Raw genomic sequence first — 24,267 nt, forward strand, 5'->3', positions numbered from 1 at the left:
CCGCTCATGTCAAGCGTCGACCGGATGAGCACACTGCGTGATCTAACATCTGGGACGTGTCGCGCTCATCTGCAACCCTTCCTCCCGTGGGCGCCCTGCTGCGCCGCTACCGGCCCGCAGCCGAGCCTCTGACCTGCGAACGCGTCGCGCAGGGGCTGCTCAACCACGGTTACCGTCTCACCACCACCCGCGGCACCTTCTTCCTGAAGCACCATCTCGACGGCGACCGGGACGCGATCGTCCGCCAGCACCGTGCGACCCAGCTGCTCCAGGCGGTCGGGGTGCCGGTCGCACCGCCGGTCGCGGACGACGACGGCAACACGGTCACGGTGATCGACGGCCGCTGCTACGCCCTGCACCCCTGGATCGACGGCCGGCACCGGGACGGCGCCCAGCTGAGCACCCTGCAGTCCCGGCGCCTCGGGGCGCTCCTCGGACTCGTGCACACGCGTCTGGAGCAGGTGATGGGCGTGGACGCGGCCGACCGGCCCGGGAAGGCCGACGGAGAGCGGTCCGCACGGCAGGAACACAGCAGCGCCGACCCCGCCGACACCTTCGGCGTGATCGACGAACTGCTGACGCTGGTCCGCGGGAGGAGGCCCCGGGACGCCTTCGACGAGCTCGCCGAGCACCGGCTGGTGGAGCGTCGCGCAATGCTGCACCGGCAGGTACACCGCAGGCCGCCCTCGCCGGGCGCTCCCGCCGCGGGCTGGGTGCACGGCGACTTCCATCCGCTGAACCTGCTGTACCGGGGCAGCGAGCCGGTGGCGATCGTCGACTGGGACCGGCTGGACGTCCAGCCGCGCGCCGAGGAGGCGGTCCGGGCCGCGGTGATCTTCTTCGTGGCGCCGTGCGGCCGGCTGGAGCTGCCCAAGATCCGCGCCTATGCGCGCGCCTACCGGCGTGCCGCCGGTGCGGCGGCGGGCGAGCTGGCCGCGGCCGCCCACCGGGTGTGGTGGGAGCGCCTCAACGACTTCTGGCACCTGCGCTGGCGCTACCAGCTGGGAGACCGAAGGGCCGACGCGCAGTTCCCTGCGGCATCGGCCCTTGCGGTCTGGTGGACCCGCGAGTACGAGGCGGTGTGCGACGCGTTCTCCGGATGAGCGCGCTCCGGTGAACGCGCCCTGGTGAAGTTTCTCGGGCCCCCGCGGGGCCTCAGGCCGTCCTCAGGGAGTCGTACCCGTCGTCGTGCCCGTACCGGTGGTGACGTTGCCGTCGGCGCCGCCGTTGGCGGTGCCCGGGTCGGTCCCGCCGTTGGCGGTACCCGGGTCGGTGCCGCCGTTGGCGGTACCCGGGTCGGTCCCGCCGTCGGTGGTGCCGGGGTCGGTCCCGCCGTCGGTGGTGCCGGGGTCGGTGCCGCCGTCGGTGGTGCCGGGGTCCGTCGGGTCAGAGGGCTCGCCGGACGGCGTGTAGCTGGGCTGCTGGCTGGGCGGTTCCTGGGTCTTGGGCGGGTCCTGGGTCCAGCCGCCGCCTCCGTCGGTGGAGGTTCCGGTCTCCTCCTCCTCGCCGGTGCTCTCCTCGGGCGTGGGCGAGGGCGACGGCTTGGTCGAGGTGGGGCTGTTGGTCGGCTTCTGGTTCTCCTGCGTACCGCCGCCGGTGTTCGCCGCCTTGATCGCGAACGCGACGCCCGCGGTGATCGCCACCAGGGCGAGCACGAGGAACAGCACGACCTTGCCGCGGCCTCCGCGCCCGGTGCCGCCGGACCCGTGACCGCCGTCGTATCCGCCGTCGTGCGGGTTCGGCGGCGGCAGGATCGGCGCACCGAACTGCGACGTCTCTCCGTGGACGGGGTGGGGCTGGTGGCCCATCACGGTGGTCGCGGCGACGCCGCTGGTGGCGTTCCGGCCGTCGTGGACGGCGACCGGTCCGGTGTTCCAGGTGCCGCTGTGGCCGCCCTGCTCCTGGAGCATCTGGAGCGCGTACTGGACCAGGCCGCGCATCTCCTCGGCGCTCTGGAACCGGTCGTCCGGGTCCTTCGCGAGCGCGCGCATGGCCATGCCGTCGAGCTCCGGCGGCACCCCGTCCGACACCTCGGACGGCGGAACGGGCATGTCCTGTACATGCTGGTAGACGACGGAGAGCGGGGTCTCACCGGTGAACGGGGGCCGCAGGGCGAGCAGTTCGTAGAGCAGACAGCCCGTCGCGTACAGGTCGCTGCGGTGGTCCACGGCCTTGCCCAGGGCCTGTTCCGGGGAGAGGTACTGGGGCGTGCCCATCACCATGCCGGTCTGCGTCATCGTCGACTGCGCGCCGTGCAGGGCGCGGGCGATGCCGAAGTCCATCACCTTCACGGCGCCGCTGTTGGTGATGATGACGTTCGCCGGCTTGATGTCCCGGTGCACGATGCCGTGCTGGTGCGAGTACGCGAGGGCCTCAAGGACACCGGAGACGATGATGAGCGCCTGGTCCAGCGGCGGAGCCTCCGCGCTGACGAGCAGATCACGGATGGTCCGGCCCTCGACGAGCTCCATCACGATGTACGGAACGGAGTTGGCGCCCACGACGTCCTCGCCGGAGTCGTAGACGGCGACGATCGCATGGTGGTTGAGCCCCGCGACGGACTGTGCCTCACGGGTGAACCGGGCCTTGGAGACCGGATCCTCGGCCAGGTCCGGACGCAGCAGCTTGACGGCGACGGTACGGCCGAGCCGTACGTCCTCGGCAGCGAACACCTCCGCCATGCCACCCCGGCCCAGGCGGTGCGTCAGCCGGTAGCGCCCGTCGCCGACGAGACCGCCGACTCCCCATGCCTCCTGGTCGTGCGCATCGGCCATCCCGGCGCCGTTTCCCTCGGGTTCGGGTGCCATCTTTCCTCGCCGTCGTATCTGGCCGCTGGTGCGGTGGTCGTTACGGTGTTCCGGTAGTGCACGCTACAGCCTCGGTACGACCTCACGGTCTGAGATGAGCGGGGCGGCGCCGTCGTTGCCCGTACACCGGTGCAAATCGGTGGCGGTCCTGTAACGCTTCCGAGACGGTTGTTGTGCGTACCGTCACGGAACGGGCCCGCGGCTTGACGTGCCCCGGCCCTCGGGCAGACTTGGCGCGTACATAAAGGGTCTGGATCGCAGTGCACGGCAGCGGGCCTTCGCGCCAAGGGGGATGCAAGAGTCATGAGCCAGGACGGCGCACGGGGCCGCTACGCAGGCGGGTCCGTCGCGGGCGGGCGCTATCAGCTGCGCGATCTGCTCGGCGAGGGCGGCATGGCGTCCGTCTATCTCGCGCACGACACCGCACTCGACCGCCAGGTCGCCATCAAGACGCTGCACACCGAGCTCGGCCGGGAACAGTCGTTCCGCGAGCGGTTCCGCCGCGAGGCGCAGGCGGTGGCGAAGCTTCAGCACACCAACATCGTCTCGGTGTTCGACACCGGTGAGGACGTGCTGGACGGCGCTCCGATGCCGTACATCGTCATGGAGTACGTCGAGGGCCGGCCGCTGGGCTCCGTGCTCCAGGCCGACATCCAGCAGTACGGCGCCATGCCGGCCGACAAGGCACTGAAGGTGACGGCCGATGTGCTGGCCGCGCTGGAGGCCAGTCATGAAATGGGGCTGGTCCACCGGGACATCAAGCCCGGCAACGTCATGGTGACCAAGCGCGGTGTGGTCAAAGTCATGGACTTCGGCATCGCGCGCGCCATGCAGTCCGGTGTGACGTCGATGACGCAGACCGGCATGGTGGTCGGCACTCCGCAGTACCTGTCGCCCGAGCAGGCGCTGGGCCGCGGCGTGGACGCCCGCTCCGACCTGTACTCCGTAGGCATCATGCTGTTCCAGCTGCTGACCGGCCGGCTGCCGTTCGACGCGGACTCGCCGCTCGCCATCGCGTACGCGCATGTGCAGGAGGAGCCGGTACCGCCGTCCTCGGTGAACCGTTCGATCCCGCCGGCGCTGGACGCCCTGGTCGCGCGGGCACTGAAGAAGAACCCGAACGAGCGCTTCCCGAGCGCGGCGGCGATGCGTGACGAGTGCGCGCGGGTGATGGGCTCGGGCCAGCCGATCGGCGCGCCCGCCATCACCGGCAACGGCCCGGTGAGCAGCGGTGCGGCAGTCGGGTCCACGGTCTTCCCGCCGGTCGACCAGTCGGGCGGGATGCCCGTCGGCCAGGTCCAGACCCCGTACCAGCCCGGCCCGTACGCGCCGTCGGCCCCGGCCCACACGCCGGCCCCGTCGTACGGCTACCCGCAGCAGCCCGCGCCGCCGGTGGCGCAGACGCCGCCGCCGTACGCGGTCTCCCCCACGCCCGTCCCGATGGCCCCGGGCGGCGGCAGGCGGAACGCGCCGGTCGTCGTGGGTGCGGTCCTGGTCGCCCTGATCGCCATCGGCGGTCTGGTCACCGCCCTCACCCGCGGCGGCGACGAGGAGGAAGGCGGCAACCGGGGCGGCGGCACCGAGACCAGCGCTCCGGCCGCCGACCACAAGGGTCCGGAACGCCACCGCAAGATCGACGCAGAGGAGTGCACGGATCCGTCCAAGGACTCCCTGGACCCGGAGAAGGTCCGCGCCCCCGACTTCGTCTACAAGGACATCCTGTCGGTGAAGGAATGCCTCCAGGCCGCCGGCTGGAAGGTCGACCCCAAGGACGTGGACAACGCCCAGTGGGGCGAGGGCGTGGTGGTGCAGCAGTGGCCCGCCAAGGGCACGGCAGTGGACCCGTCGGGCACGACGTTCACGCTTGAGGTCTCGACGGGCAACCCCCCGAAGTGATCTTCCCGACGAAGGGGCGGCACTGCGGTGCCGCCCCTTCGTCGTCTCCGGCACCCTGTTGCGGAGGCGCCGGCTGGTGCGCGTCCGGTGCACTGTCCGGGAGGCGCTCCCCCCGGCGGTCGGACTTCCCGGTGCCGGCGCCGTAGCCGTAGCCGCGGTCCGCCCTGCCCGGTTCCGGCGCCGGCCCCCGTAGCCGGCGCCATAGCGATAGCGATAGCGATAGCGATAGCCGTGGCCGTGGTCCACGCGTACGCAGTAGTGCGACGTGCCCGCCGGGGCTCTCCGTGTGACGCTTTTCTCTGTCACCTCGGGACTCCGTGCCAGTACGGGAGGGGGCCGCGCAATGGCTCCAGGGATCCGGCCACTCAGCGGCGTCGCGGTCGGTGGGTGCGCCTTGGCGGGAGTGGCGCTGCTGGGCGTGGGGTCGACTCCGCCCGGGGCGCACGGGACGGGGCCTGGCGGACCCCAGCCGCTTACGACGGTGGCGGCCGGGCGGAGCCCGGACGGGGAGCTCGCCGGACGGCCCGCGGGCGAGGGACGGCCGCGTCCCGGGAGGTCGGATGGGGCGCGCCCCCCGGCGGAGGACGCCGGGCGGCACGAGCAGAGCGGGCGGCCGCAGGACGGCGCGGTGTCCGTCGGCCCGGGGACGGCGCAGGAGCAGCATCGGGACGACGCGGCCGAGGTCACCGGTGAGCCGTCGACGCCGGGTGGGACCGTGCCGGGCACACCGCAGGCGACCCGGACGCCCGGCGCGCGTGCGGAGCCTCCGGCGCGGCGGCCCGGGAAGCCCCTCGGGAAGCCCGGGGAGCGGCCGTCCGTGAAGCCGGCGGAGAGCGACGTCGTCCGCCCGTCGAAGGACACATCGCGTGACCACCGGGACGGCCCGGGGCGCGGACGGCACGACCGGCCCCCATGGAAACACGAAACGGACGAACCGGATGTTTCGGCTCCGGAGGCCGAGGAGTACGGGACGACCGTGACGGAGATCTCGTCGCCGAGTCCGCCGCCTCCGGCCGCCGCCCACCGCGCGCCCGAGCGGCTCGTCCCCACCGGCGCCGACGTGCGGGTCCATGTGCTGTCCCTGGGGGCGGGGCTGACGCTCACCGGCCTGGGGCTGGGGTTCCTGGGGTGGCGCCTGCGCCGCCAGTGACACCGGCGCGGCTTGTCTCCCTCGACATACTCGGTATACATACTGAGTATGTCGATCCGCCACGGGCTCCTCGCCCTCCTCGAACGCGGCCCCCGCTACGGCTCCCAGCTCCGCACGGAGTTCGAGTCCCGTACCGGCGCCACCTGGCCGCTCAACGTCGGCCAGGTCTACACGACGCTCGGCCGCCTGGAGCGCGACGGCATGGTCGTCCAGGACGGCGAGGACCAGGCGGGCCACGCGCTGTACGCGATCACCGACGCGGGACGCCGGGAGCTGACCGCGTGGTTCGGCACGCCCGTCGACCGCACCAGCCCGCCCCGCGACGAACTCGCCATCAAGCTCGCCATGGCCGTCGGCACCCCCGGCGTCGACATCCGCGCGGTCATCCAGGCCCAGCGCACCCACACCCTGAAGGCCATGCAGGACTACACCCGGCTCAAGGCCCAGGCGCTCGGCAACGGCCCCGGCGACCGCGACGAGGTCGCCTGGCTCCTCGTACTCGAACAGCTGATCTTCCAGGCCGAGGCCGAGGCCCGCTGGCTCGACCACTGCGAGACCCGCCTGGTGCGCCTCGCCGACGCCATCGCGAACGACCCGGACACGGGGCCGCCGACACCCCGTACGGCCCCCGCCCCGCCGCTCGAAGCCCGCCACCGGGCCGCCCGTACGCACCACACCAGCTGACTCCGCCAGGGGGGACCCACATGTCCGCAGCGCACACACCGTCATCCGGCGCGTCAGGCGCCCCGTCGTCCGCACCCGTCCTCGAACTCCGCGCCCTGACCCGTACGCACGGCTCGGGCGTGGCCGAGGTGCACGCACTGCGCGGAATCGACCTCACCGTCCACGCCGGCGAACTCGTCGCGGTCATGGGCCCCTCCGGCTCCGGCAAGTCCACCCTGCTCACCCTGGCGGGCGGCCTCGACACCGCCAGCTCCGGCCAGGTGATCATCGAAGGCCAGGACCTCTCCGGCCTCGGCCGCAGGGGACTCGCCGCGCTGCGCCGCCGCAGCGTCGGCTACGTCTTCCAGGACTACAACCTCATCCCGGCACTGACCGCCGCCGAGAACATCGCCCTGCCCCGCGAACTCGACGGCGTACCCGTCCGCAGGGCCCGCAAGGAAGCCCACGACGCTCTCGCCGAGCTGAACCTCTCCGAGATCGCCGACCGGTTCCCCGACGAGATGTCAGGCGGCCAGCAGCAGCGCGTCGCCATCGCCCGTGCCCTCGTCGGCCACCGCCGCCTGGTGCTCGCCGACGAACCGACCGGCGCGCTCGACTCCGAGACCGGCGAAGCCGTCCTCGCCCTGCTGCGCACCCGCTGCGACGCCGGCGCCGCCGGTGTCATGGTCACCCACGAACCCCGTTTCGCCGCCTGGGCGGACCGCGTCGTGTTCCTGCGCGACGGCTCGCTCGTCGACCAGACGCTCTCCGCCGACGCCACCTCGCTGCTCGCGTCCGGAGGCGCCCTGTGAGCGGATTCGTCGGCGGATGGCGCGCCGCCCTCCGCATCGCCCGGCGTGACGCGCTGCGCGCGAAGAAACGCAGCGCCCTGGTCGTCGCGATGATCGCCCTGCCGGTGCTCGGCGTGACCGCCGCGGACATCTCGTACCGCAGCGCCGACCCGACCCCGGTGGAACGACTGACCGCCGAACTGGGTTCGGCCGACGCCCGGTTCGACGACCCGGGCATGGGCACCGCCCCCATCCAGCAGATGCCCGACGAGAGCGGCTACACGACGGTCGACCAGGACGCCCCGGCTGCCGAGGCCGACGTCGACCTCGCCGCGACCGTCCCCCAGGGGTCCCGTGTCCTCACCCGCCAGTCGGTCCCGGTCACCGCGGAGACCCGCTACGGCATCACCGGCGTGCAGCTCGTCGAGCTCAGGACCGCCGACCCGATGGTGCGCGGTTTCGTCGAACTGGTGCGCGGCGACTACCCGAAGAACAACCGTGAGGTCGTCGCCACCGAAGCGTTCCTGGAGAGGACCGGACTCCACGTCGGCTCCCGCACCACCCTCCGCGGCCCGGACCTGACCTTCACCATCACCGGCGCGGTGGAGAAGCCCGCGGAACTCGACGTGCCGTACCTGTTCGCCGAACCGGGCGCGGTCATCGCCCCGTGGAAGGCCAGGGCCGCCAAGGACAAGAACCTCGTCCCGCCGAACGCCGAGTCCGCGGACCTGCTGGTCGAGGCACCCGCCGGGTCGAACGGAGTGACCTGGCAGAACGTCCTCGCCGCCAACCGGAAGGGCGCGCTCGTACTGTCCCGGCAGGTCGCCCTCGACCCGCCGCCCGCGTCCCAGGTGCCGATGATGGACGACACCGTGCAGTGGGAGGGGGGCAGCACGGCCGAGCTGACCGCCGCGCTGGTCACCGTGGTCGCCATGGCCGTCCTGGAGATCGTGCTCCTCGCCGGTCCGGCCTTCGCCGTCGGCGCCCGGCGCTCCCGTCGGCAACTCGGCCTCGTCGGCACCTGCGGCGGCGACCGCCGTCACATCCGCGCCGTCGTCCTCGCGGGCGGTGTGGTCCTCGGCGGCGCCGGAGCCGTGCTCGGCACCGCCGCCGGCCTCCTGCTCACCGTGGTCTTCCGGCCGACGATCGAACAGTGGACGGGCCAGCGCTTCGGAACGCTGGAGATCGACGCCGTCGAGATCCTCACCATCGCCGTGATCGGCCTGGTCACGGGCGTACTGGCGGCGCTGGCCCCGGCGATCGTGGCCGGCCGGCAGTCCGTCCTGGAGGCACTCTCCGGCCGCCGCGGAGTACGCCGCAGCTCCCGTGTCCTGCCGCTGATCGGTCTCGCCACCATCGCCCTCGGCGTATCCGTCGCCCTGTACGCAGGACTCACCGGCCAGAGCCCGATGATCGTGGCCGCCGGCTCGGTGGTCGCCGAGCTCGGCGTGCTCGCCTGCATCCCCGTCATCGTCGGCTTCCTCGGCCGACTCGGACGCGGACTGCCGCTGGCGCCCCGGCTCGCCCTCCGCGACGCCGCCCGCAACAGGGGCCGCACCGCACCCGCCGTCGCCGCCGTCATGGCCGCCGTCGCCGGAACCGTCGCCCTGCTGACGTACATGGTCAGCGAGGACGCCGAGGCGCGCTTCGAGAACCACCCCAACCTGACCCCCGGCACCGTCGCGATGGCCGCCGACACCTATCGCGAGGACGCCAGGCCGGAGGTGGCGCTGGCCCGGGCCCGCGCGGTCGCGGAACGCGAACTGCCCGTCGTCGGCGGCCGGGCCGACTACGGCCGGGTGTGGGCGGGCAGCGACTGCGACGTGTACAACGGCGAGGGCGACCAGTGCGGCAACGTCGAACTGGTCCGGCCCGCCGGGCGCGTCTGCCCCCTCGCGGACAAGGGCGGCAAGGAACTCGCGGCCCGGCTCTCCGCCGACGAACACAAGAAGCTGATGACCTCGCCGGTCTGCGTCGACGAGTACGTCGGTTACGGCACGCTCGTCTCCACCGAAAGCAAGATCATCGTCGGGGACGCCGCCCTGCTGCGCACCTACGTGAAGCTCGACGACCCGGCGGCGGCCAGGGCCCTGGAAGAGGGCAGGCCCGTCCTGCTGAACAGCGCGTACGCCAAGGACGGCAAGGTGACGGTGAAGTCCGAGCACCGCTACAGCCCGAACGACACCTCCCGCCCCGAAGACGCCCGCGCCCCGCAGCGGACCAGGACCGACCTCCTGCAGGCCTACGTCGCCCCCGACGAGTACGCCGGCACCCCCGGCATCCGCATGATCGTCCCGCAGTCGCTGGCGGACCGGATCGGCCTGCGCAGCGGCCCCGCCGGAAGCATCTACGAGGTGTCCCGGAACCCCAGCCCCGAGGAGGAGCAGCGGATCGCCGCAGGCCTCGCACTGGCGGGCAACGAGGCACACCTGACGACCGTCTACGAGCAGGGAAGGAACGACAACGTCTTCAGCCTGATCCTGATCCTCTTCGCGGGCATCGTCACCCTCGGCGCGGCCGCCATCACCACCGGCCTCGCCAAGGCCGACGCGGAAGCCGATCTGACCACGCTGAGCGCGGTCGGCGCACCTCCGCGGGTACGGCGCTCCCTCACCGGGTTCCAGTGCGCGGTCGTCGCGGGCACCGGGGTCCTGCTGGGCACCGCCGCGGGCGTGGTGCCCGCCGTGGCCCTGCGGCTGGCCGATCTCCGGAAGGCCGTGGAGGACATGCGGGAGAACCCGATGGAGTCGGCGTACACGCCCATCGAGGTGCCGTGGGAGGCCATCGGACTGCTCGCCGTGGTCGTCCCGCTCCTCGCCGGACTGCTCGCCGCCGCGTTCACCCGCTCCCGGCTGGTGCTCGCCCGCCGAGCGGGCTGAACCGGCCGCCGGGACCGTCCGAAAACCGTTCGTCGTCCCGTCCGAAACGGTTCGTCGCCCGGTCGAAGCTGTTCGTCGCCCCGGTCGAAAGCGGTTTGTCGCCCCGGAAGACGGTGGATCAACCGTCTCCCGGGGCACACCGAGCTGTGAGGCAGAACAACCTGTGCGAGAGAATGGCGGCATGGAGATGCCGAGGAGTGAACGGTCGTCGCAGGAAAGCCCCCAGGTCCTCGTAGTGGGCCAGGACGGGATGGCAATCGGCGGCGGTGACGACGAGTCGCGCGAGGTGCCCGTGACGGACATGGTCGAGCAGCCCGCGAAGGTCATGCGCATCGGCAGCATGATCAAGCAACTCCTGGAGGAAGTCCGCGCGGCTCCTCTGGACGAGGCGAGCCGGGTGCGCCTCAAGGAGATCCACGCGAGTTCCGTGAAGGAGCTGGAGGACGGCCTCGCGCCCGAACTGGTCGAGGAACTGGAGCGCCTGTCGCTGCCGTTCACCGACGACGCGGTGCCGTCCGATTCCGAACTCCGCATCGCCCAGGCCCAGCTGGTGGGATGGCTCGAAGGGCTCTTCCACGGGATCCAGACCGCGCTGTTCGCCCAGCAGATGGCGGCCCGCGCGCAGCTGGAGCAGATGCGCCGTGCCCTTCCGCCCGGTGCGCCGACCGACGATGACGACGACCACCGCCGCGGGGCGGCCCGCTCCGGCCCGTACCTGTAGGAGCACCGCCCATCCGGCCCCGCCGCCCGTCGCACCCACCGGGCGGCCCGGCTCCACGGCCCCCGCCGCGCATCACGCACGGAGGGGGCCTTCGTATGGAGGGCCCTCGTGGCGGTTTCCAAGGGCCTTCGCACAGCGGGGGACGGACGGGGCCGGGGGGTACGGCCGGGGTTCGGCCGGGACAGGAGCCGGACGGGGCCGGGGGGAAGGCACGGACGGGAACGGGCAGCGGGGCAGGGGCGGACGGCGGAGCTGTACCGGTTGGCGAGGCCGGACCGGTTGGCGACCGCGGACGGGCACCGGCAGCCGGGGACGCGCAACGACCGGCGACGGGCGGCGGGCGGCGGGCGGCGGGCGGCGTACCAGGGCAGTCGGCGGTCGATGGCCGAGGTCGGCAACGGGTGTGCTGCTCCGCCCTGTTACACCGGTGTGGGCGCCGCCAGCAGGATCTTGCCGACGTGTTCGCTGGACTCCATGACCCGATGCGCCTGCGCCGCATCGGCGAGCGGCAGCGTACGGTCCACGACCGGCCTCACCCGCCCGGCCTCGATGAGCGGCCATACGTGTTCCCGTACGGCTGCGACGATCGCCGCCTTCTCGCCCCTGGGCCGGGCGCGCAGGGTCGTGGCCGTGATCGCGGCCCGCTTCGCCAGCAGCGCCGCCAGGTTCAGTTCGCCCTTGATGCCGCCCTGGAGGCCGATCACGGCGAGCCGGCCGTTCACGGCGAGCGCCCGTACGTTCCGGTCCAGGTACTTCGCACCGATGATGTCCAGGATGACGTCCGCGCCGGCGCCGTCCGTCGCCCGCCGGATCTCCTCGGCGAAGTCCTGCTCGCGGTAGTCGATGAGGATGTCCGCACCCAGTTCCGCGCAGCGGGCCAGCTTCTCCGCGCTGCCCGCCGTCACCGCGACCCGCGCGCCGACGGCCTTCGCCAGCTGGATCGCCATGGTGCCGATGCCGCTAGAACCGCCGTGGACCAACAGCGTCTCGCCGGGCCGCAGATGGGCCACCATGAAGACGTTGGACCATACCGTGCAGGCGACTTCGGGCAGTGCCGCCGCGGTGACCAGGTCCAGGCCCTTCGGCACCGGAAGCAACTGCCCCGCCGGGACGGTCACCTTCTCGGCGTAGGCGCCACCGCTCAGCAGCGCGCACACCTCGTCGCCCACGGCCCAGCCGGACGCCCCGGGGCCCAGCTCGGCGATCCGGCCCGAGCACTCCAGCCCGGGGTAGGGGGACGTGCCCGGCGGCGGATCGTAGAAGCCCTGCCGCTGGAGCACATCGGCACGGTTCACGGCGGCGGCCGCCACCTCGATGAGGACCTCTCCCTGACCGGGCACGGGATCCGGTACCTCGGCCCACACCAGGGCCTCGGGGCCGCCTGCTTCTGGGATGGTGATCGCATACATGGCCGCGAGGCTACTCCGGGACCCGCGCGACGGACCTGCCTGACGGACGTGTCACGCACCTGCGGACACGTCACCTGCCGTCAGGTTCCCAGCCGTTGCCGTTGCCGTTGCGTCCCGAGCCGCCCGCGGCCCGCACGATGGTGATCACTCGGTCGGTCGGCTGCAGCGCGCTGGCCTCCGGATCCTGGTGCATGGGCTGGATGGGCCTGCGGGGCAGCTTCACCGTGCCCATGACCAGATGCTCACCGGCCTCGCGGGCCATCGCGTCCTGTCCGGGCAGTTTCACGTGAAACATCCCACCTCGGGCATCGGAGCTGTCCAGGGGAGATCGAGGACCACCAGCTCCTGCCCGGGCTCCGCGCCACCCGGGGGTACCACGGCGAGCCCGTCCGCGGCGGCCACGCCCCGCAGCATCGCCGGGCCGCTGAAGTGCAGCGGCACCGCCTCATCGGCACGGTGCACCACGGGAACCAGCCGGGTGTCGTGCGGATGCCCGGGCACCGCCCCCCGTACCGGTGCCGAGTACGGCTCGGCTCCGGCCCGGCCGCAGAGCGCACGCAGCAACGGCTCGGCCAGCGTCAGCAGTCCCGACACCGCGGCGAGCGGATTCCCTGGCAGCCCCACGAGCCACCGGCCGGGCGCGAGGCGCGCCAGCAGCATGGGGTGTCCGGGCCGCACGGCGACACCGTCGACCAGCAGCTCCGCGCCTGCCTTCCGCAGCACGGGATGCACATGGTCGACCGGACCCGACGCCGTGCCACCGGTTGTGACGATCACATCGGCGTCGGAACCGCTGACCGCGCGGAACAGGACCTCGGCATCGTCGACGACCCGACGCGTCGCCACCACCTCGGCGCCGAGCGCCCTCAGCCACGGTCCCGTCATGGGTCCGAGGGCGTCCCGGACCATCCCGTCGTGCGGGAGCCCCTCGGTCAGCAGCTCGTCGCCGAGGACCAGGACCTCCACTCGGGGCCTGGCCACCACGAGGAGCTCGTCGTAGCCCGCGGCCGCGGCAAGGCCGAGCACGGCGGGGGTGACCGGCGTACCGGCCGGTGCCAGTCGGTCCCCTCGACGGCATTCCTGACCGCGCGGGCGGATGTCCTGGCCCTGGACCACCTCGCGTTGCGCGTGGAGCCAGCGGGTGGGGCCGCCCGCGGCCGGCCGGTCGCGGTCGTGGGGGCGGGTGTCCTCGGACGGTGGGGAGGCTTCGGACCGTCGGGTGTCCTCGGACCGTCGGGTGTCCTGGCGCACACGGTCGGACTGGGGCGCACGGTCGGACTGGGGCGCACGGTCGGACCGGGGCGCGGGGCCGTCCTCGGGGGTGCGACCGTCCTCGGGGCCGCGGACGTCCTCGCAGGCGCGGTCGGCTTCGCGCGCCCGGCCGGCCTCACTGCCGACGACGCCCTGAACGGCCTCGACGAGGGCGCTCACCGCGTGGGGGTCCCCGACCCCGGTCTGCCCGGCGGGGGCGTGCTCGATCCGGGCATGTTCGCTGCGGACGACGGCCGTGGCACCGGGGGGGATCTTGGCACCGGTGGCGATCACGACCGCCTCCCCGTCGGACAGCGCCTCGGACCGGGTGCGGCCGGCAAGTACGGCGGCGGCGCCCTCCTCGGCCACGGCCCAGGGGCCCGGCCCCGCGACGGCCCAGCCGTCCATGGCCGAGGTGTCGAACGACGGCAGGTCGACGAGTGCGGTGAGCGGCTGCGCGAGGATCCTCCCGAGGGCGTCCGCCAGCCCGGCCCTGTGGGTCCGCGGGGCGGACTCGGCCCCGGCCCGGCGGGCCACGGTCCGGGCATCGGCCCACGCCATCGCCTTGTGCGCCACCTCTTTCCGTGCCGCGCCGCCCGCGCTCCGCCCGGCGCCTCCCGTCCTGCTCACCAGGGCGAGGGCCTCCTCCACGGCGTGCTCCTCGTCGCCCGCCGCGGCCTCACCGGTGTCCATGTGCTCGCTGGGGAGCGGCCGGTCGGTGTCCGGACTGCGCGAGGGCGCAGGGCCCGGGGAGTCCGGGTCGGACGCCTCGTCGGCGACGAAGTGCGCGGCGTCGGAGCCGGCGGCGTCGGAGTGGGCAGCGCCGGGGCCAGGGGCGTCGAAGTGGCCGGCGTCGGTGTCGGTCCGGGGCGACACTCCGCAGGGGCCCTCCCAGATCTCGGTGAAGGGGTCCGGATCGGCCGAGCCGGTCAGGGGCCGGGAGGTGGGGGAGGTCATTCCGGTCCGTCCGTCCCTTCGGCCCCTTCGGCTTCCTTCGCCCAGCGGGCGGCGAGGGCCGCCGCCTTGCGCGCCGCCTCGGCGACGGCCTGTTCGCCGTCGCCGGCGGCCTTCGCGGCCGCGTAGCCGACGAGGAAGGTGGTGAGCGGGGCGGCGGGGCGCGCCACGCCGTGGGCCGCGTCTCGGGCCAGGTCCAGGAGGACGCCTGTGTCGACGTCGAGGTCGATGCCCAGTTCGTCCTTGACCGCGGAAATCCATTCGTCCAGCACGCTTCCATGCTCCCTGATACGGGCGCGGGCGGCGGCGATGTCCTCCCAGGTGTCGCAGTCGAAGGAGGCGAGCGGCTCGGGTGCGATACGGGCGAGGTCGAGCTCATGGGTGAGCAGCCGCAGGGGCAGCCCGGTCAGACCGCCGTGCTCGGTGGCCAGCAGCGCCAGCTCGCGCCGGAGCGGTTCCGCCCGGTACGCGGCTACGAGAGGCTGGTCGCGGCCGTCCGGGTCGGTGCACAGCGCGCCCTCGCGGTCGCCGTGCTCCAGGGCGTCCAGCAGCTCCCGCACCGTCCGCGGGCCGAGGAACGGCAGATCGGCGGAGAGCACCAGCAAGCTTTCGGCGGTGACGTGCCGGAGTCCCGCGTGGAGGGCGGCGACCGGTCCGCCACCGGGCGGGTTCTCACGGGTCCAGACGACGGGTCGTGCCGTGGCCCGCCGTTCACCCACGACGACGGTCGCACCGGCGCCCGCGCACGCGGTGAGCACCCGGTCGAGCAGCGTCCGGCCTCCCACGCTCACGCCCGGTTTGTCGGCACCGCCCAGTCTCCTGGCGGCACCCCCGGCGAGCACTACGGCGTCATACGCGGTCACCCCAGAAGTATGATTCACGGTCGCCGGGGCGAACCCACCGGTACCGGTTCCAGCGCTCGCGGGTGCCTGGGGACAGATCGTCAGGAGTCACGCCACGAGACCTCCGGCCCTCCGGCCCATGCGGCGGACCGTTGAGATGCCCCGCCCCCCGGTTCTCGCGGCGGGCCCCGTTGCAGTGCCCGCACCCACCGGCCCTTGCGGCCCCGCGCCCTCCGGCCCATGCGGCGGCGCCGACAGGGTGCCCCGTGCCCATCACCACTACGACGGCACGGACCCGCACGACGGCACGAACCCGTCGGAGCACGCCCGGCACCTCACCGCGCCGGACCCGGCGGAACTCGCCCGAGGTTCCACCGCGCCGGACTCCCGCAGGAACCTCATGGCGGTACCCGGAGACGCCCCGGCCTCATGGCGGCGATACCCGGAGACGCCCCGGGCACATGGCGGTGCCCAGGGACGCCCCGGGCACATGGCGGTACCCGGAGAGAGCCTCCCGGCGCCGAAAGGCCGTCGGGTGCCACCGTGACCGGGCGGCACCCCAACCGGCGACTACAGGGTGCGGAGCAGGACCGCGGGCTGCTCCACGCAGTCGGCCACGTAGCGGAGGAAGCCGCCCGCGGTGCCGCCGTCGCAGACCCGGTGGTCGAAGGTCAGCGAGAGCTGGACGACCTGACGGACCGCCAACTCGCCCTGGTGCACCCAGGGCTTCGGGATGATCCGGCCGACGCCGAGCATCGCCGCCTCGGGGTGGTTGATGATCGGCGTGGAGCCGTCGACACCGAACACGCCGTAGTTGTTGAGCGTGAACGTGCCGCCGGTGAGCTGCGCCGGCGTGAGCGTGCCCGCCCGGGCCGACTCGGTGAGGCGGGCGAACTCGGCGGTCAGGGACTCCGCGTTGCGGGTGTGGGCGTCCCGGACGACCGGGACGACGAGCCCGCGCTCGGTCTGCGCGGCGAAGCCGAGGTGCACGCCCGGCAGGCGCACGATCTCACGGGCCTCCATGTCGACCGTGGAGTTCAGCTCGGGGAACCGGGCGAGGGCGGCCGCGCAGATCCTGGCGAAGAGGGCGAGCACCGAGATCTTCGGGCCACCTGCCGCGTTCATGGCCGCGCGCGCGGCCATCAGCTCGGTGGCGTCGGCGTCGACCCAGCAGGTGGCGTCGGGGATCTCGCGACGGCTGCGGCTGAGCTTCTCGGCGACGGCCCCCCGCACACCGCGGAGCGGCACCCGCTCGGCGGCCGCGACAGCCACGGCGGCCGGGGCGGCGGCCTGTGCGGCCGGCGCTGTGGGGGCTTCCACCGCCCGGATCGCGTTCTCGACGTCACCGCGCAGGATCAGCCCCTCGGGTCCCGACCCGGTCAGCTCCCGCAGGTCCAGCCCGTGCTCCCGGGCCAGCTTCCGCACCAGCGGCGAGATGACCGGCACGGGCCCGGTCCGGTCGGCCGGAGCAACGGGGACGGCGAGGGAGACGGGGGCGGTCGGCGCGGCCGGGGCCACCGGGCGCGCCGGACCGGCCGTGCTCTTCGGGGCCGTCACGCTCGGCGGCCTGACCCGCCGGCGGCGCGCCGCGGGCGCTCCGGTGCCGTAGCCGACGAGCACGTTCCCCGAGCTCTCGGACTCGGCGGCCGGGGCCGGAGCCGCGGCCGGGGTGCCGGTGGCACCGCCTTCCGTGGCGCCGACGGCGACGGTCAGCAGGGGCGCGCCGACGGGAAGTTCCGTGCCCTCCTCCCCGAACCGCGCGGTGACGACACCGCCGTAGGGGCACGGGACCTCGACCATGGCCTTCGCCGTCTCGACCTCCACGACGGGCTGGTCGATGGCGACGACGTCGCCCACGTCCACCAGCCAGCGGACGATCTCCGCCTCGGTGAGCCCCTCACCGAGGTCGGGCAGCTTGAACTCCAGGACCTGGGCCATCAGTGCTCCGCCTCCCACTGGAGCCGGGCGACGGCGTCCAGCACCCGGTCCACGCCCGGCAGATGGTGCTTCTCGAGCATCGGCGGCGGGTACGGGATGTCGAAGCCGGCGACCCGCAGCACCGGGGCCTCCAGGTGGTGGAAGCAGCGTTCGGTGATCCGGGCGGCGATCTCGCCGCCGGGGCCGCCGAAGCCGCTCGACTCGTGGACGACGACCGCACGGCCCGTGCGGCGCACGGACGCGCACACCGTCTCGTCGTCGAACGGGACCAGGGACCGCAGATCGACGACCTCCAGGTCCCAGCCCTCGGCCTGGGCCGCCTCCGCGGCCTCCATGCACACCGGGAGGGACGGCCCGTAGGTGATCAGGGTGGCGCTGCGGCCGGGGCGCCGCACCACGGCCCGCCCGATCGGCTCCACGGTGGTCGGGGCGTCCGGCGACCATGCGGCCTTGGACCAGTAGAGCCGCTTGGGCTCCAGGAAGACGACGGGGTCGTCGGAGGCGATCGCGGCGCGCAGCATCCCGTAGGCGTCGTCGACCGTGGCGGGGGTGACCACATGGAGCCCCGGAGTCGCCATGTAGTAGGCCTCGGACGAGTCGCTGTGGTGCTCGACGCCGCCGATTCCGCCGCCGTACGGGACGCGCACGGTGATCGGCAGCGGCCTCGCGCCCCGGGTGCGGTTCCGCATCCGGGCCACATGGCTGATCAGCTGCTCGAAGGCCGGGTAGGCGAACGCGTCGAACTGCATCTCCACCACGGGCCGCAGCCCGTACATGGCCATGCCGACCGCTGTGCCGAGGATGCCGGCCTCGGCGAGCGGGGTGTCGGTGCAGCGGTCCTCGCCGAACTCCTTGGTGAGTCCGTCGGTGATCCGGAAGACGCCGCCGAGGGTGCCGACGTCCTCACCGAGCACGTGCACGGTGGGGTCCTCGGCCATCGCGTCGCGCAGGGCGCGGCCGAGGGCCTGCGCCATGGTTGCGGGCTTCGCCGCGACGGTGGTCATCGGTCGTGCTCTCCTTCTGCCGCTGCGGCGTCGAGTTCGGCACGCAGCAGGGCGGCCTGCTCGCGCAGTTGACTGGTCTGCTCGGCGTAGACGTTCGAGAAGAGGTCCATCGGTTCGAGGGCCGGGTCCGCGTTCATCCGCTCGCGCAGGGCCGCGGCCATCACCTCGGCGGCCTCGGCCGCGTTCCTCTTCGCGTCCTCGTCGAGCATTCCGCGCTCCGTCAGCTCACGCTCCAGCAGCAGGATCGGATCGTGTGCCCGCCAGGCGTCGACCTCGGCGTCACCGCGGTACCGCGTGGCGTCGTCGGCGTTGGTGTGGGCGTCGATGCGGTACGTGACGGCCTCGACCAGGGTGGGCCCGCCACCGCGGCGGGCGCGGGCGACGGCCTCGGTGAGGACCTGGTGCACCGCGGCCACGTCGTTGCCGTCGACCAGCCGGCCCGGCATGCCGTAGCCGACGGCCTTGTGGGCCAGGGACGGCGCAGCGGTCTGCTTGGCCAGCGGCACGGAGATCGCGAAGCCGTTGTTCTGGACGAGGAAGACCACGGGCGCCTGCCAGACGGCGGCGAAGTTCAGGGCCTCGTGGAAGTCGCCCTCGCTGGTGCCGCCGTCGCCGACCATGGCCAGCGCGACCACGTCGTCACCCTTGAGGCGGGCGGCGTGGGCGAGGCCCACGGCGTGCGGGAGCTGGGTGGCGAGGGGGGTGCACAGGGGGGCGATGCGGTGCTCGCGGGGGTCGTACCCGGTGTGCCAGTCGCCGCGCAGCAGCGTCAGGGCCTGCACCGGGTCGAGGCCGCGCGCGACTGCGGCGAGCGTGTCGCGGTAGCTGGGGAACAGCCAGTCCTGGTCCTGGAGGACCAGCGCTGCGGCCACCTCGCAGGCCTCCTGGCCGGTGGTCGACGGGTAGACGGCGAGCCGTCCCTGCTTGGTGAGGGCGGTGGCCTGCGCGTTGTACCGGCGACCCCGCACCAGCTCGGCGTAGAGCCGGCGCATCAGCTCGGGGTCGAGCTCCGCGGCGGCGCCGGTGCCCAGCACGCGGTACGGCTCGGCGTCCGGAAGCAGGGGCGCGGGATCGGTGCGCGGACGCCACTCCGGGGGCGGAGTGGGCCGGTAGGCGGCACTGGGCAGCTCCTGGACCGTCATGCTGTCCTTCCTCAACGCGTGCACCTCCTCGTGGGAGCGGGTACGAGGGCGCGCCGAGCGGTGTCGCCTGTGACACGCCTCACCTACCGATTGTTCGGTCGTGAGCGCATTTTGGCTACAGGCACCCAGAGCCTGTGGACAAACGGTTCTCCACAGCTTCAGATAGAGACAGGTCGTCCACGACAGGAAGGCGGGGGCACGTGACAGCTGAACAAATGGCCGACGGTCCGACGCCCGAGGACCCGCTGCACGACGACCCGGTCTCCGACGAGCCCCCGCTGGCCGAGGGTCCGCTGTCCGTCGCGGTGCCCCGCAGCCTGGACTCCATCGACCGGGACATTCTGCGCATCCTGCAGACGGACGGCCGTGCGTCCATCCGTTCCGTGGCCGAACGGGTCCATGTGTCGCGCGCCAATGCGTACGCGCGCATCAACCGCCTGGTCGAGGACGGGGTGATCCGCGGTTTCGGCGCCCGCGTGAACCACGAACGAGCAGGTCAGGGCGCATCCGCATACATCACGCTGAAGATCGTGCAGAACTCCTGGCGCACCGTCCGCGGACAGCTGCGCAAGCTCCCAGGGGCCGCGCACATCGCACTGGTCAGCGGCGACTTCGACGTCCTGCTGCTGGTGCACACCCCGGACAACCGGGCACTGCGCGAGCTCGTGCTGACCCGCCTCCAGGCGATCCCGGAGGTGCTCAGCACCCGCACGCTGCTGGTGTTCGAGGAGACGGACCTGCTCAGGGAGGAGTAGCGGCGGGTGACCCGGCCGGTCGGACGGGTGCCTCCCGCACCTGGGCGGCCCGGGCAGCGGCGACGCCGCCGGCCGCGGTGCCGGTCAGGTGCGCATGCCCTCGAAGGCCATGCGGACGACGGTCTCGGCCACCTGCTCCTTGTCGGCGGCGTCGGCGAGCTGCGGTCGGTACCACTCCACCAGGGAGTTGACCATGCCGAACAGCAGCCGCGTCGCCAGGCGTATGTCGACGTCCGGGCGGATGTCGCCGTCGGCCGCCGCCGCCTTCAGCAGATCGGCGACCCGGTGGTCGAACTCCCGGCGGCGCTCCAGCGCCCACCGCTCGGTCCCGGTGTTGCCGCGGACCCGCAGCAGCAGCGTGACGTAGGGCAGTTCCGCCATCAGGACCTGCACCGTCCGCCGGGTCACGTACTCGACCCGTTCGATGGCCCGGCCGCGCAGCGCTCCCGGCTCGTCCAGCACGGCGAACAGCCCGTCGAGCGCGCGGGTGACCGCGCGCCGCAGCAGTTCCTCCTTGCCCGCCACATGGTGGTAGATCGAGGACTTAGAGATACCGGCCGCCTTGGAGAGGTGCTCCATGGACGTGCCGTCGTAGCCGCGCTCGTTGAAGACGCGCACGGCGACGGCGAGGAGTGTCTCCGGCGTGTAGGTGTCGCGCCTGACGGTGGTCATCGGGCCAGTTCCTCTCCGGTCGCGATACGGCGGTCCAGCAGCGGGGGCCCCGCGTAGCGGCCGCCCGGGAAGGCCCCGTCGAGCGTGCAGAGCATGCCTCTCACCCACTCCGCCCCGACGGCGTCGCCCCACTCCAGGGGGCCGCGCGGGTAGTTCACGCCGAGGCGCATGGCGGTGTCGATGTCCGGTGCGCTCGCTGCACCGCGCTGCACCGCGTCCAGGGCGATGCCGACCAGCATGGCGACCGTACGCGCGACGATCATGCCCTGGACGTCGTCGATGACGCTGACCTTCTTGCCGAGGGCCTGGAAGAGGCCGATCGCGGCCTTGAGGTCCCCTTCGGGGACGTTGTCACCAGGGGCCAGGGCGATCCGCGTCGCGGTCCGGTAGTCCAGGGCGAGGTCGAAGCGGATGTGCGGACAGATGTCGTCGGTGGCGAGGGTGCCGTCGACGAGGGCGAGGCAGGTGCCACCGGGCAGCCGGACGAAGCCCTCGGACATGCCGGGAGTGCGGTCCTTGGAGACCTTGATGCCGGCCTCTTCGATCATCTCCCGGAGGACCTGCGCAGGGCCGTGCAGCCTGGCATGGAAGCCCACCTCCGCGGGGGCCTCCTCGGGACCGGCGGTGTGGGGTTCGGGGCGGTCGGCGCCCTCCGCGTACGAGAACCAGCCGTGCCCCGTCTTCCGGCCCAGCCGGCCCGACTCCACCAGCCTGCGCTGGGCCAGCGAGGGGGTGAACCTCGGGTCGTGGAAGAAGGACTCCCACACGGACCGGGTCACCGCTTCGTTGACGTCCTGGCCGATGAGGTCGGTCAGCTCGAACGGGCCCATCCGGAAACCGCCGCACTCCCGCAGGACCGCGTCGATCGTCGCGGGGTCCGCGCCGCGCTCCTCGTACACGCGGAACGCCTCGGCGTAGAACGGCCGGGCGACGCGGTTCACGATGAAGCCGGGGGTGTCGGCGCAGCGCACCGGCGTCTTCCCCCAGGCCGCCGCCGTCGCGTACGCACGCGCTGCCGCGTCCTCGTCGGTGGCGAAGCCGCTGACGACCTCGACGAGCGGCAGCAGCGGCGCGGGGTTGAAGAAGTGCAGTCCGACGAAACGTCCCGGCAGCCGCAGCGGGCCGGCGATCGCGGTGACGGAGAGCGACGAGGTGTTCGTGGCGAGCAGGCAGTCGTCGTCGACGACCTTCTCCAGCTCGGTGAACAGTTCCTGCTTGATCGCGAGCCGTTCGAGGATCGCCTCGACGACGATCGCCGCGTCGGCGAGCTCCGCGAGTGCGGTGGCGGGGTACAGCCGGGCCTTGGCCTCCGCGCAGGCCGCCGCGTCCAGCTTCTGCTTCTCGACCAGCCGGTCGAGGCGGGCACCGATCGCCTTCGCGGCCTCCTCCGCACGGCCGGGAACGGTGTCGTGGAGGCGTACGGGATGGCCGGCGACGAGGGCCACCTGGGCGATTCCCTGGCCCATGGTGCCGGTACCGACGACAGCGACGGTGCGGCTCTGCTCGATGGCGGTCATGGCAGCGATCCTCCCCTACGAGATGTCCACAGGTTGCGCGGACCCCCTTGTCCCGACCGATCGTTCGGTTACTCTAACTCTGTCCGCCTGTCCTTGCCCAGCTCACCGAGGAGTTGGTCCACCATGGCCGCCGACCTCACCGTTCAGCAGCTCACCGAGAAGCACCGGCCCACACTCGACAAGGCCCTCGACGCGATCCGCACTCGCGCCTACTGGTCGCCTCACCCCGAGCATCCCAAGGCCTACGGCGAGAACGGCTCGCAGAGCGCCGCCGACGGCAAGGCCGCCTTCGACGCGCTGCTCGGCAGCCGCCTCGACCTCGGCCAGCCCGGCACGGACGGCTGGACCGGCGGCGAGGTCTCGCCCTACGGTCCGGAGCTCGGCGTGGAGTACCCGCACGCCGACCTGGAGGTGCTGCTCCCCGCGATGCGCGCGGGCATGGCCGCCTGGCGCGACGCGGGCGCCGAGACCCGCGCCCTGGTCTGCGTGGAGATCCTGGCCCGCATCGGCGCCCGGACCCACGAGTTCGCCCACGCCGTGATGCACACCAGCGGCCAGGCGTTCATGATGGCGTTCCAGGCCGGCGGCCCGCACGCCCAGGACCGCGGCCTGGAGGCGGTGGCGTACGCGTACGCGGAGCAGACCCGCACCCCGCAGGCCGCCGACTGGTCGAAGCCGCAGGGCAAGCGCGAGCCGCTGGAGATGCGCAAGACGTTCACCCCGGTCGGCCGGGGCATCGCCCTGCTGATCGGCTGCAACACCTTCCCGACGTGGAACGGCTACCCCGGTCTGTTCGCCTCCCTGGCCACTGGTAACCCGGTCCTGGTCAAGCCGCACCCGCGCGCCGTGCTGCCGCTCGCGCTGACCGTCCAGGTCGCCCGCGAGGTGCTGGCCGAGGCGGGCTTCGACCCGAACCTGGTCTGCCTGGCCGCCGAGCGGCCCGATGAGGGCATCGCCAAGGTCCTGGCCGTCCGCCCGGAGGTCCGGATCATCGACTACACCGGCTCCACCGCCTTCGGCGACTGGCTGGAGGCGAACGCCCGGCAGGCCCAGGTCTACACGGAGAAGGCCGGCGTCAACACGGTCGTCGTGGACTCCACCGCCGACTACAAGGGAATGCTGTCCAACCTGGCGTTCTCCCTCTCGCTCTACAGCGGCCAGATGTGCACGACCCCGCAGAACCTGCTGATCCCCCGCGACGGCATCGCCACGGACGCCGGCCACAGGACCTTCGACGAGGTCGTGACCGATCTGGCGAAGTCGGTCGAGGGCCTGCTCGGTGACGACGCCAGGGCGAACGCGCTGCTGGGCGCGCTGGTCAACCCCGATGTGAAGGCCCGCCTCGAAGCGGCACCGGGCATCGGCGAGGTCGCGCTGGCCTCCCGCGAGGTCGCCAACCCCGAATTCCCTGACGCGGTCGTCCGCACCCCGGTCATCGTCAAGCTGGACGGCGCGCGCAAGCACTGGGACGGCGGCGACGAGGACGTGGCCTACCTCTCCGAGTGCTTCGGCCCGGTGTCGTTCGCCGTCGCCGTCGACTCGACCGAGGACGCGCTGGACCTGCTGCGCCGCACGGTGCGGGAGAAGGGCGCGATGACGGTCGGCGCGTACACCACGTCGGCCGACACCGAGCGGGCGGTCGAGGAGGTCTGCCTGGAGGAGGCGGCGCAGCTGTCGCTGAACCTCACCGGCGGCGTGTACGTCAACCAGACCGCCGCGTTCTCCGACTTCCACGGCTCGGGCGGCAACCCGGCGGCGAACGCCGCGCTCTGCGACGGCGCGTTCGTCTCCAACCGCTTCCGTGTGGTGGAGGTCCGCCGCTGACACGGCCCGACGGTGCCGGCCGGTGACACCGCTCCAGCGGGTCCCGGCCGGT

Annotated in this window: 19 protein-coding genes; 9 read left to right on the forward strand and 10 right to left on the reverse strand. The window is 73.0% G+C overall.

Annotated features, from left to right (window positions below; genetic code table 11):
* The first annotated feature begins 56 nt into the window (after positions 1–56).
* Positions 57–1,103: a phosphotransferase gene (locus tag ACZ4Z5_RS03185; protein ID WP_468255862.1), complete on the forward strand. Its 1,047-nt coding sequence runs from the start codon at positions 57–59 to the stop codon at positions 1,101–1,103.
* A gap of 63 nt (positions 1,104–1,166) precedes the next feature.
* Here the strand turns inward: ACZ4Z5_RS03185 and ACZ4Z5_RS03190 are convergent, their stop codons facing one another.
* Complete coding sequence (locus ACZ4Z5_RS03190) at positions 1,167–2,807, reverse strand: protein kinase domain-containing protein (RefSeq protein WP_468255865.1); 1,641 nt, start codon at positions 2,805–2,807, stop codon at positions 1,167–1,169.
* A 303-nt stretch (positions 2,808–3,110) separates the two neighbouring features.
* On the opposite strand from ACZ4Z5_RS03190, the gene ACZ4Z5_RS03195 reads away from it, so the two are divergent.
* The 6 genes from ACZ4Z5_RS03195 (at position 3,111) to ACZ4Z5_RS03220 (ending at position 10,907) form a co-directional block, all read left to right on the forward strand.
* Complete coding sequence (locus tag ACZ4Z5_RS03195; RefSeq protein ID WP_468255867.1) at positions 3,111–4,703, forward strand: protein kinase domain-containing protein; 1,593 nt, start codon at positions 3,111–3,113, stop codon at positions 4,701–4,703.
* Positions 4,704–5,679: 976 nt separating this feature from the next.
* On the forward strand, positions 5,680–5,853 hold the full coding sequence (locus ACZ4Z5_RS03200; protein ID WP_468255869.1) for a hypothetical protein: 174 nt from the start codon (positions 5,680–5,682) through the stop codon (positions 5,851–5,853).
* A gap of 48 nt (positions 5,854–5,901) precedes the next feature.
* Positions 5,902–6,537 carry a PadR family transcriptional regulator gene (locus tag ACZ4Z5_RS03205; protein ID WP_468255872.1) on the forward strand — a complete coding sequence of 212 codons (636 nt, stop codon included), beginning with the start codon at positions 5,902–5,904 and terminating at the stop codon, positions 6,535–6,537.
* A gap of 20 nt (positions 6,538–6,557) precedes the next feature.
* Entirely contained in the window at positions 6,558–7,328 is a 771-nt protein-coding gene (locus ACZ4Z5_RS03210; RefSeq protein ID WP_468255875.1) for an ABC transporter ATP-binding protein, read from the forward strand.
* Entirely contained in the window at positions 7,325–10,186 is a 2,862-nt protein-coding gene (locus tag ACZ4Z5_RS03215) for an FtsX-like permease family protein (RefSeq protein WP_468255877.1), read from the forward strand. The genes ACZ4Z5_RS03210 and ACZ4Z5_RS03215 overlap by 4 nt, the downstream gene beginning before the upstream one ends.
* A gap of 181 nt (positions 10,187–10,367) precedes the next feature.
* A complete protein-coding gene (locus ACZ4Z5_RS03220) occupies positions 10,368–10,907 on the forward strand; it encodes a bacterial proteasome activator family protein (RefSeq protein WP_468255880.1) in 540 nt (179 codons plus the stop codon).
* A gap of 419 nt (positions 10,908–11,326) precedes the next feature.
* Here ACZ4Z5_RS03220 and ACZ4Z5_RS03225 read toward each other — a convergent pair whose 3' ends face one another.
* The 7 genes from ACZ4Z5_RS03225 to pdhA all read right to left on the reverse strand — a co-directional run bounded on the left by ACZ4Z5_RS03225 (position 11,327) and on the right by pdhA (position 19,447).
* Positions 11,327–12,316 (reverse strand): NAD(P)H-quinone oxidoreductase, encoded by a 990-nt coding sequence (locus tag ACZ4Z5_RS03225; RefSeq protein WP_468255883.1) that lies wholly within the window; start codon positions 12,314–12,316, stop codon positions 11,327–11,329.
* A 70-nt stretch (positions 12,317–12,386) separates the two neighbouring features.
* The gene (locus tag ACZ4Z5_RS03230) at positions 12,387–12,602 is read right to left on the reverse strand and encodes a hypothetical protein (RefSeq protein WP_468255886.1); all 216 of its coding nucleotides are present in this window, start codon (positions 12,600–12,602) and stop codon (positions 12,387–12,389) included.
* Positions 12,599–14,524, reverse strand: a complete 1,926-nt coding sequence (locus ACZ4Z5_RS03235) for a molybdopterin molybdotransferase MoeA (RefSeq protein WP_468256603.1) — start codon at positions 14,522–14,524, stop codon at positions 12,599–12,601. Before ACZ4Z5_RS03235 ends, ACZ4Z5_RS03230 begins: the two co-directional genes overlap by 4 nt.
* Entirely contained in the window at positions 14,521–15,384 is an 864-nt protein-coding gene (locus ACZ4Z5_RS03240) for an NTP transferase domain-containing protein (protein ID WP_468255889.1), read from the reverse strand. Before ACZ4Z5_RS03240 ends, ACZ4Z5_RS03235 begins: the two co-directional genes overlap by 4 nt.
* A gap of 549 nt (positions 15,385–15,933) precedes the next feature.
* Entirely contained in the window at positions 15,934–17,301 is a 1,368-nt protein-coding gene (locus ACZ4Z5_RS03245) for a dihydrolipoamide acetyltransferase family protein (RefSeq protein WP_468255892.1), read from the reverse strand.
* A complete protein-coding gene (locus ACZ4Z5_RS03250) occupies positions 17,301–18,305 on the reverse strand; it encodes an alpha-ketoacid dehydrogenase subunit beta (RefSeq protein ID WP_468255895.1) in 1,005 nt (334 codons plus the stop codon). Before ACZ4Z5_RS03250 ends, ACZ4Z5_RS03245 begins: the two co-directional genes overlap by 1 nt.
* Complete coding sequence (gene pdhA / locus ACZ4Z5_RS03255; protein ID WP_468255898.1) at positions 18,302–19,447, reverse strand: pyruvate dehydrogenase (acetyl-transferring) E1 component subunit alpha; 1,146 nt, start codon at positions 19,445–19,447, stop codon at positions 18,302–18,304. Before pdhA ends, ACZ4Z5_RS03250 begins: the two co-directional genes overlap by 4 nt.
* 215 nt (positions 19,448–19,662) lie before the next feature.
* On the opposite strand from pdhA, the gene ACZ4Z5_RS03260 reads away from it, so the two are divergent.
* Positions 19,663–20,202, forward strand: coding sequence for an Lrp/AsnC family transcriptional regulator (locus tag ACZ4Z5_RS03260; protein WP_468256605.1), 540 nt, complete (start codon positions 19,663–19,665; stop codon positions 20,200–20,202).
* 84 nt (positions 20,203–20,286) lie between these two features.
* On the opposite strand, the gene ACZ4Z5_RS03265 is transcribed toward ACZ4Z5_RS03260, so the two are convergent.
* Positions 20,287–20,874 (reverse strand): TetR/AcrR family transcriptional regulator, encoded by a 588-nt coding sequence (locus ACZ4Z5_RS03265; protein ID WP_468255901.1) that lies wholly within the window; start codon positions 20,872–20,874, stop codon positions 20,287–20,289.
* Positions 20,871–22,391: a 3-hydroxyacyl-CoA dehydrogenase gene (locus tag ACZ4Z5_RS03270; protein ID WP_468255904.1), complete on the reverse strand. Its 1,521-nt coding sequence runs from the start codon at positions 22,389–22,391 to the stop codon at positions 20,871–20,873. The genes ACZ4Z5_RS03265 and ACZ4Z5_RS03270 overlap by 4 nt, the downstream gene beginning before the upstream one ends.
* Before the next feature lie 123 nt (positions 22,392–22,514).
* Between ACZ4Z5_RS03270 and paaN the strand changes: the two genes are divergently transcribed.
* Positions 22,515–24,215, forward strand: a complete 1,701-nt coding sequence (gene paaN / locus ACZ4Z5_RS03275) for a phenylacetic acid degradation protein PaaN (protein WP_468255907.1) — start codon at positions 22,515–22,517, stop codon at positions 24,213–24,215.
* The last annotated feature ends 52 nt before the right edge of the window (positions 24,216–24,267 follow it).

The sequence above is a fragment of the Streptomyces sp. NPDC030222 genome (genome assembly GCF_055573115.1).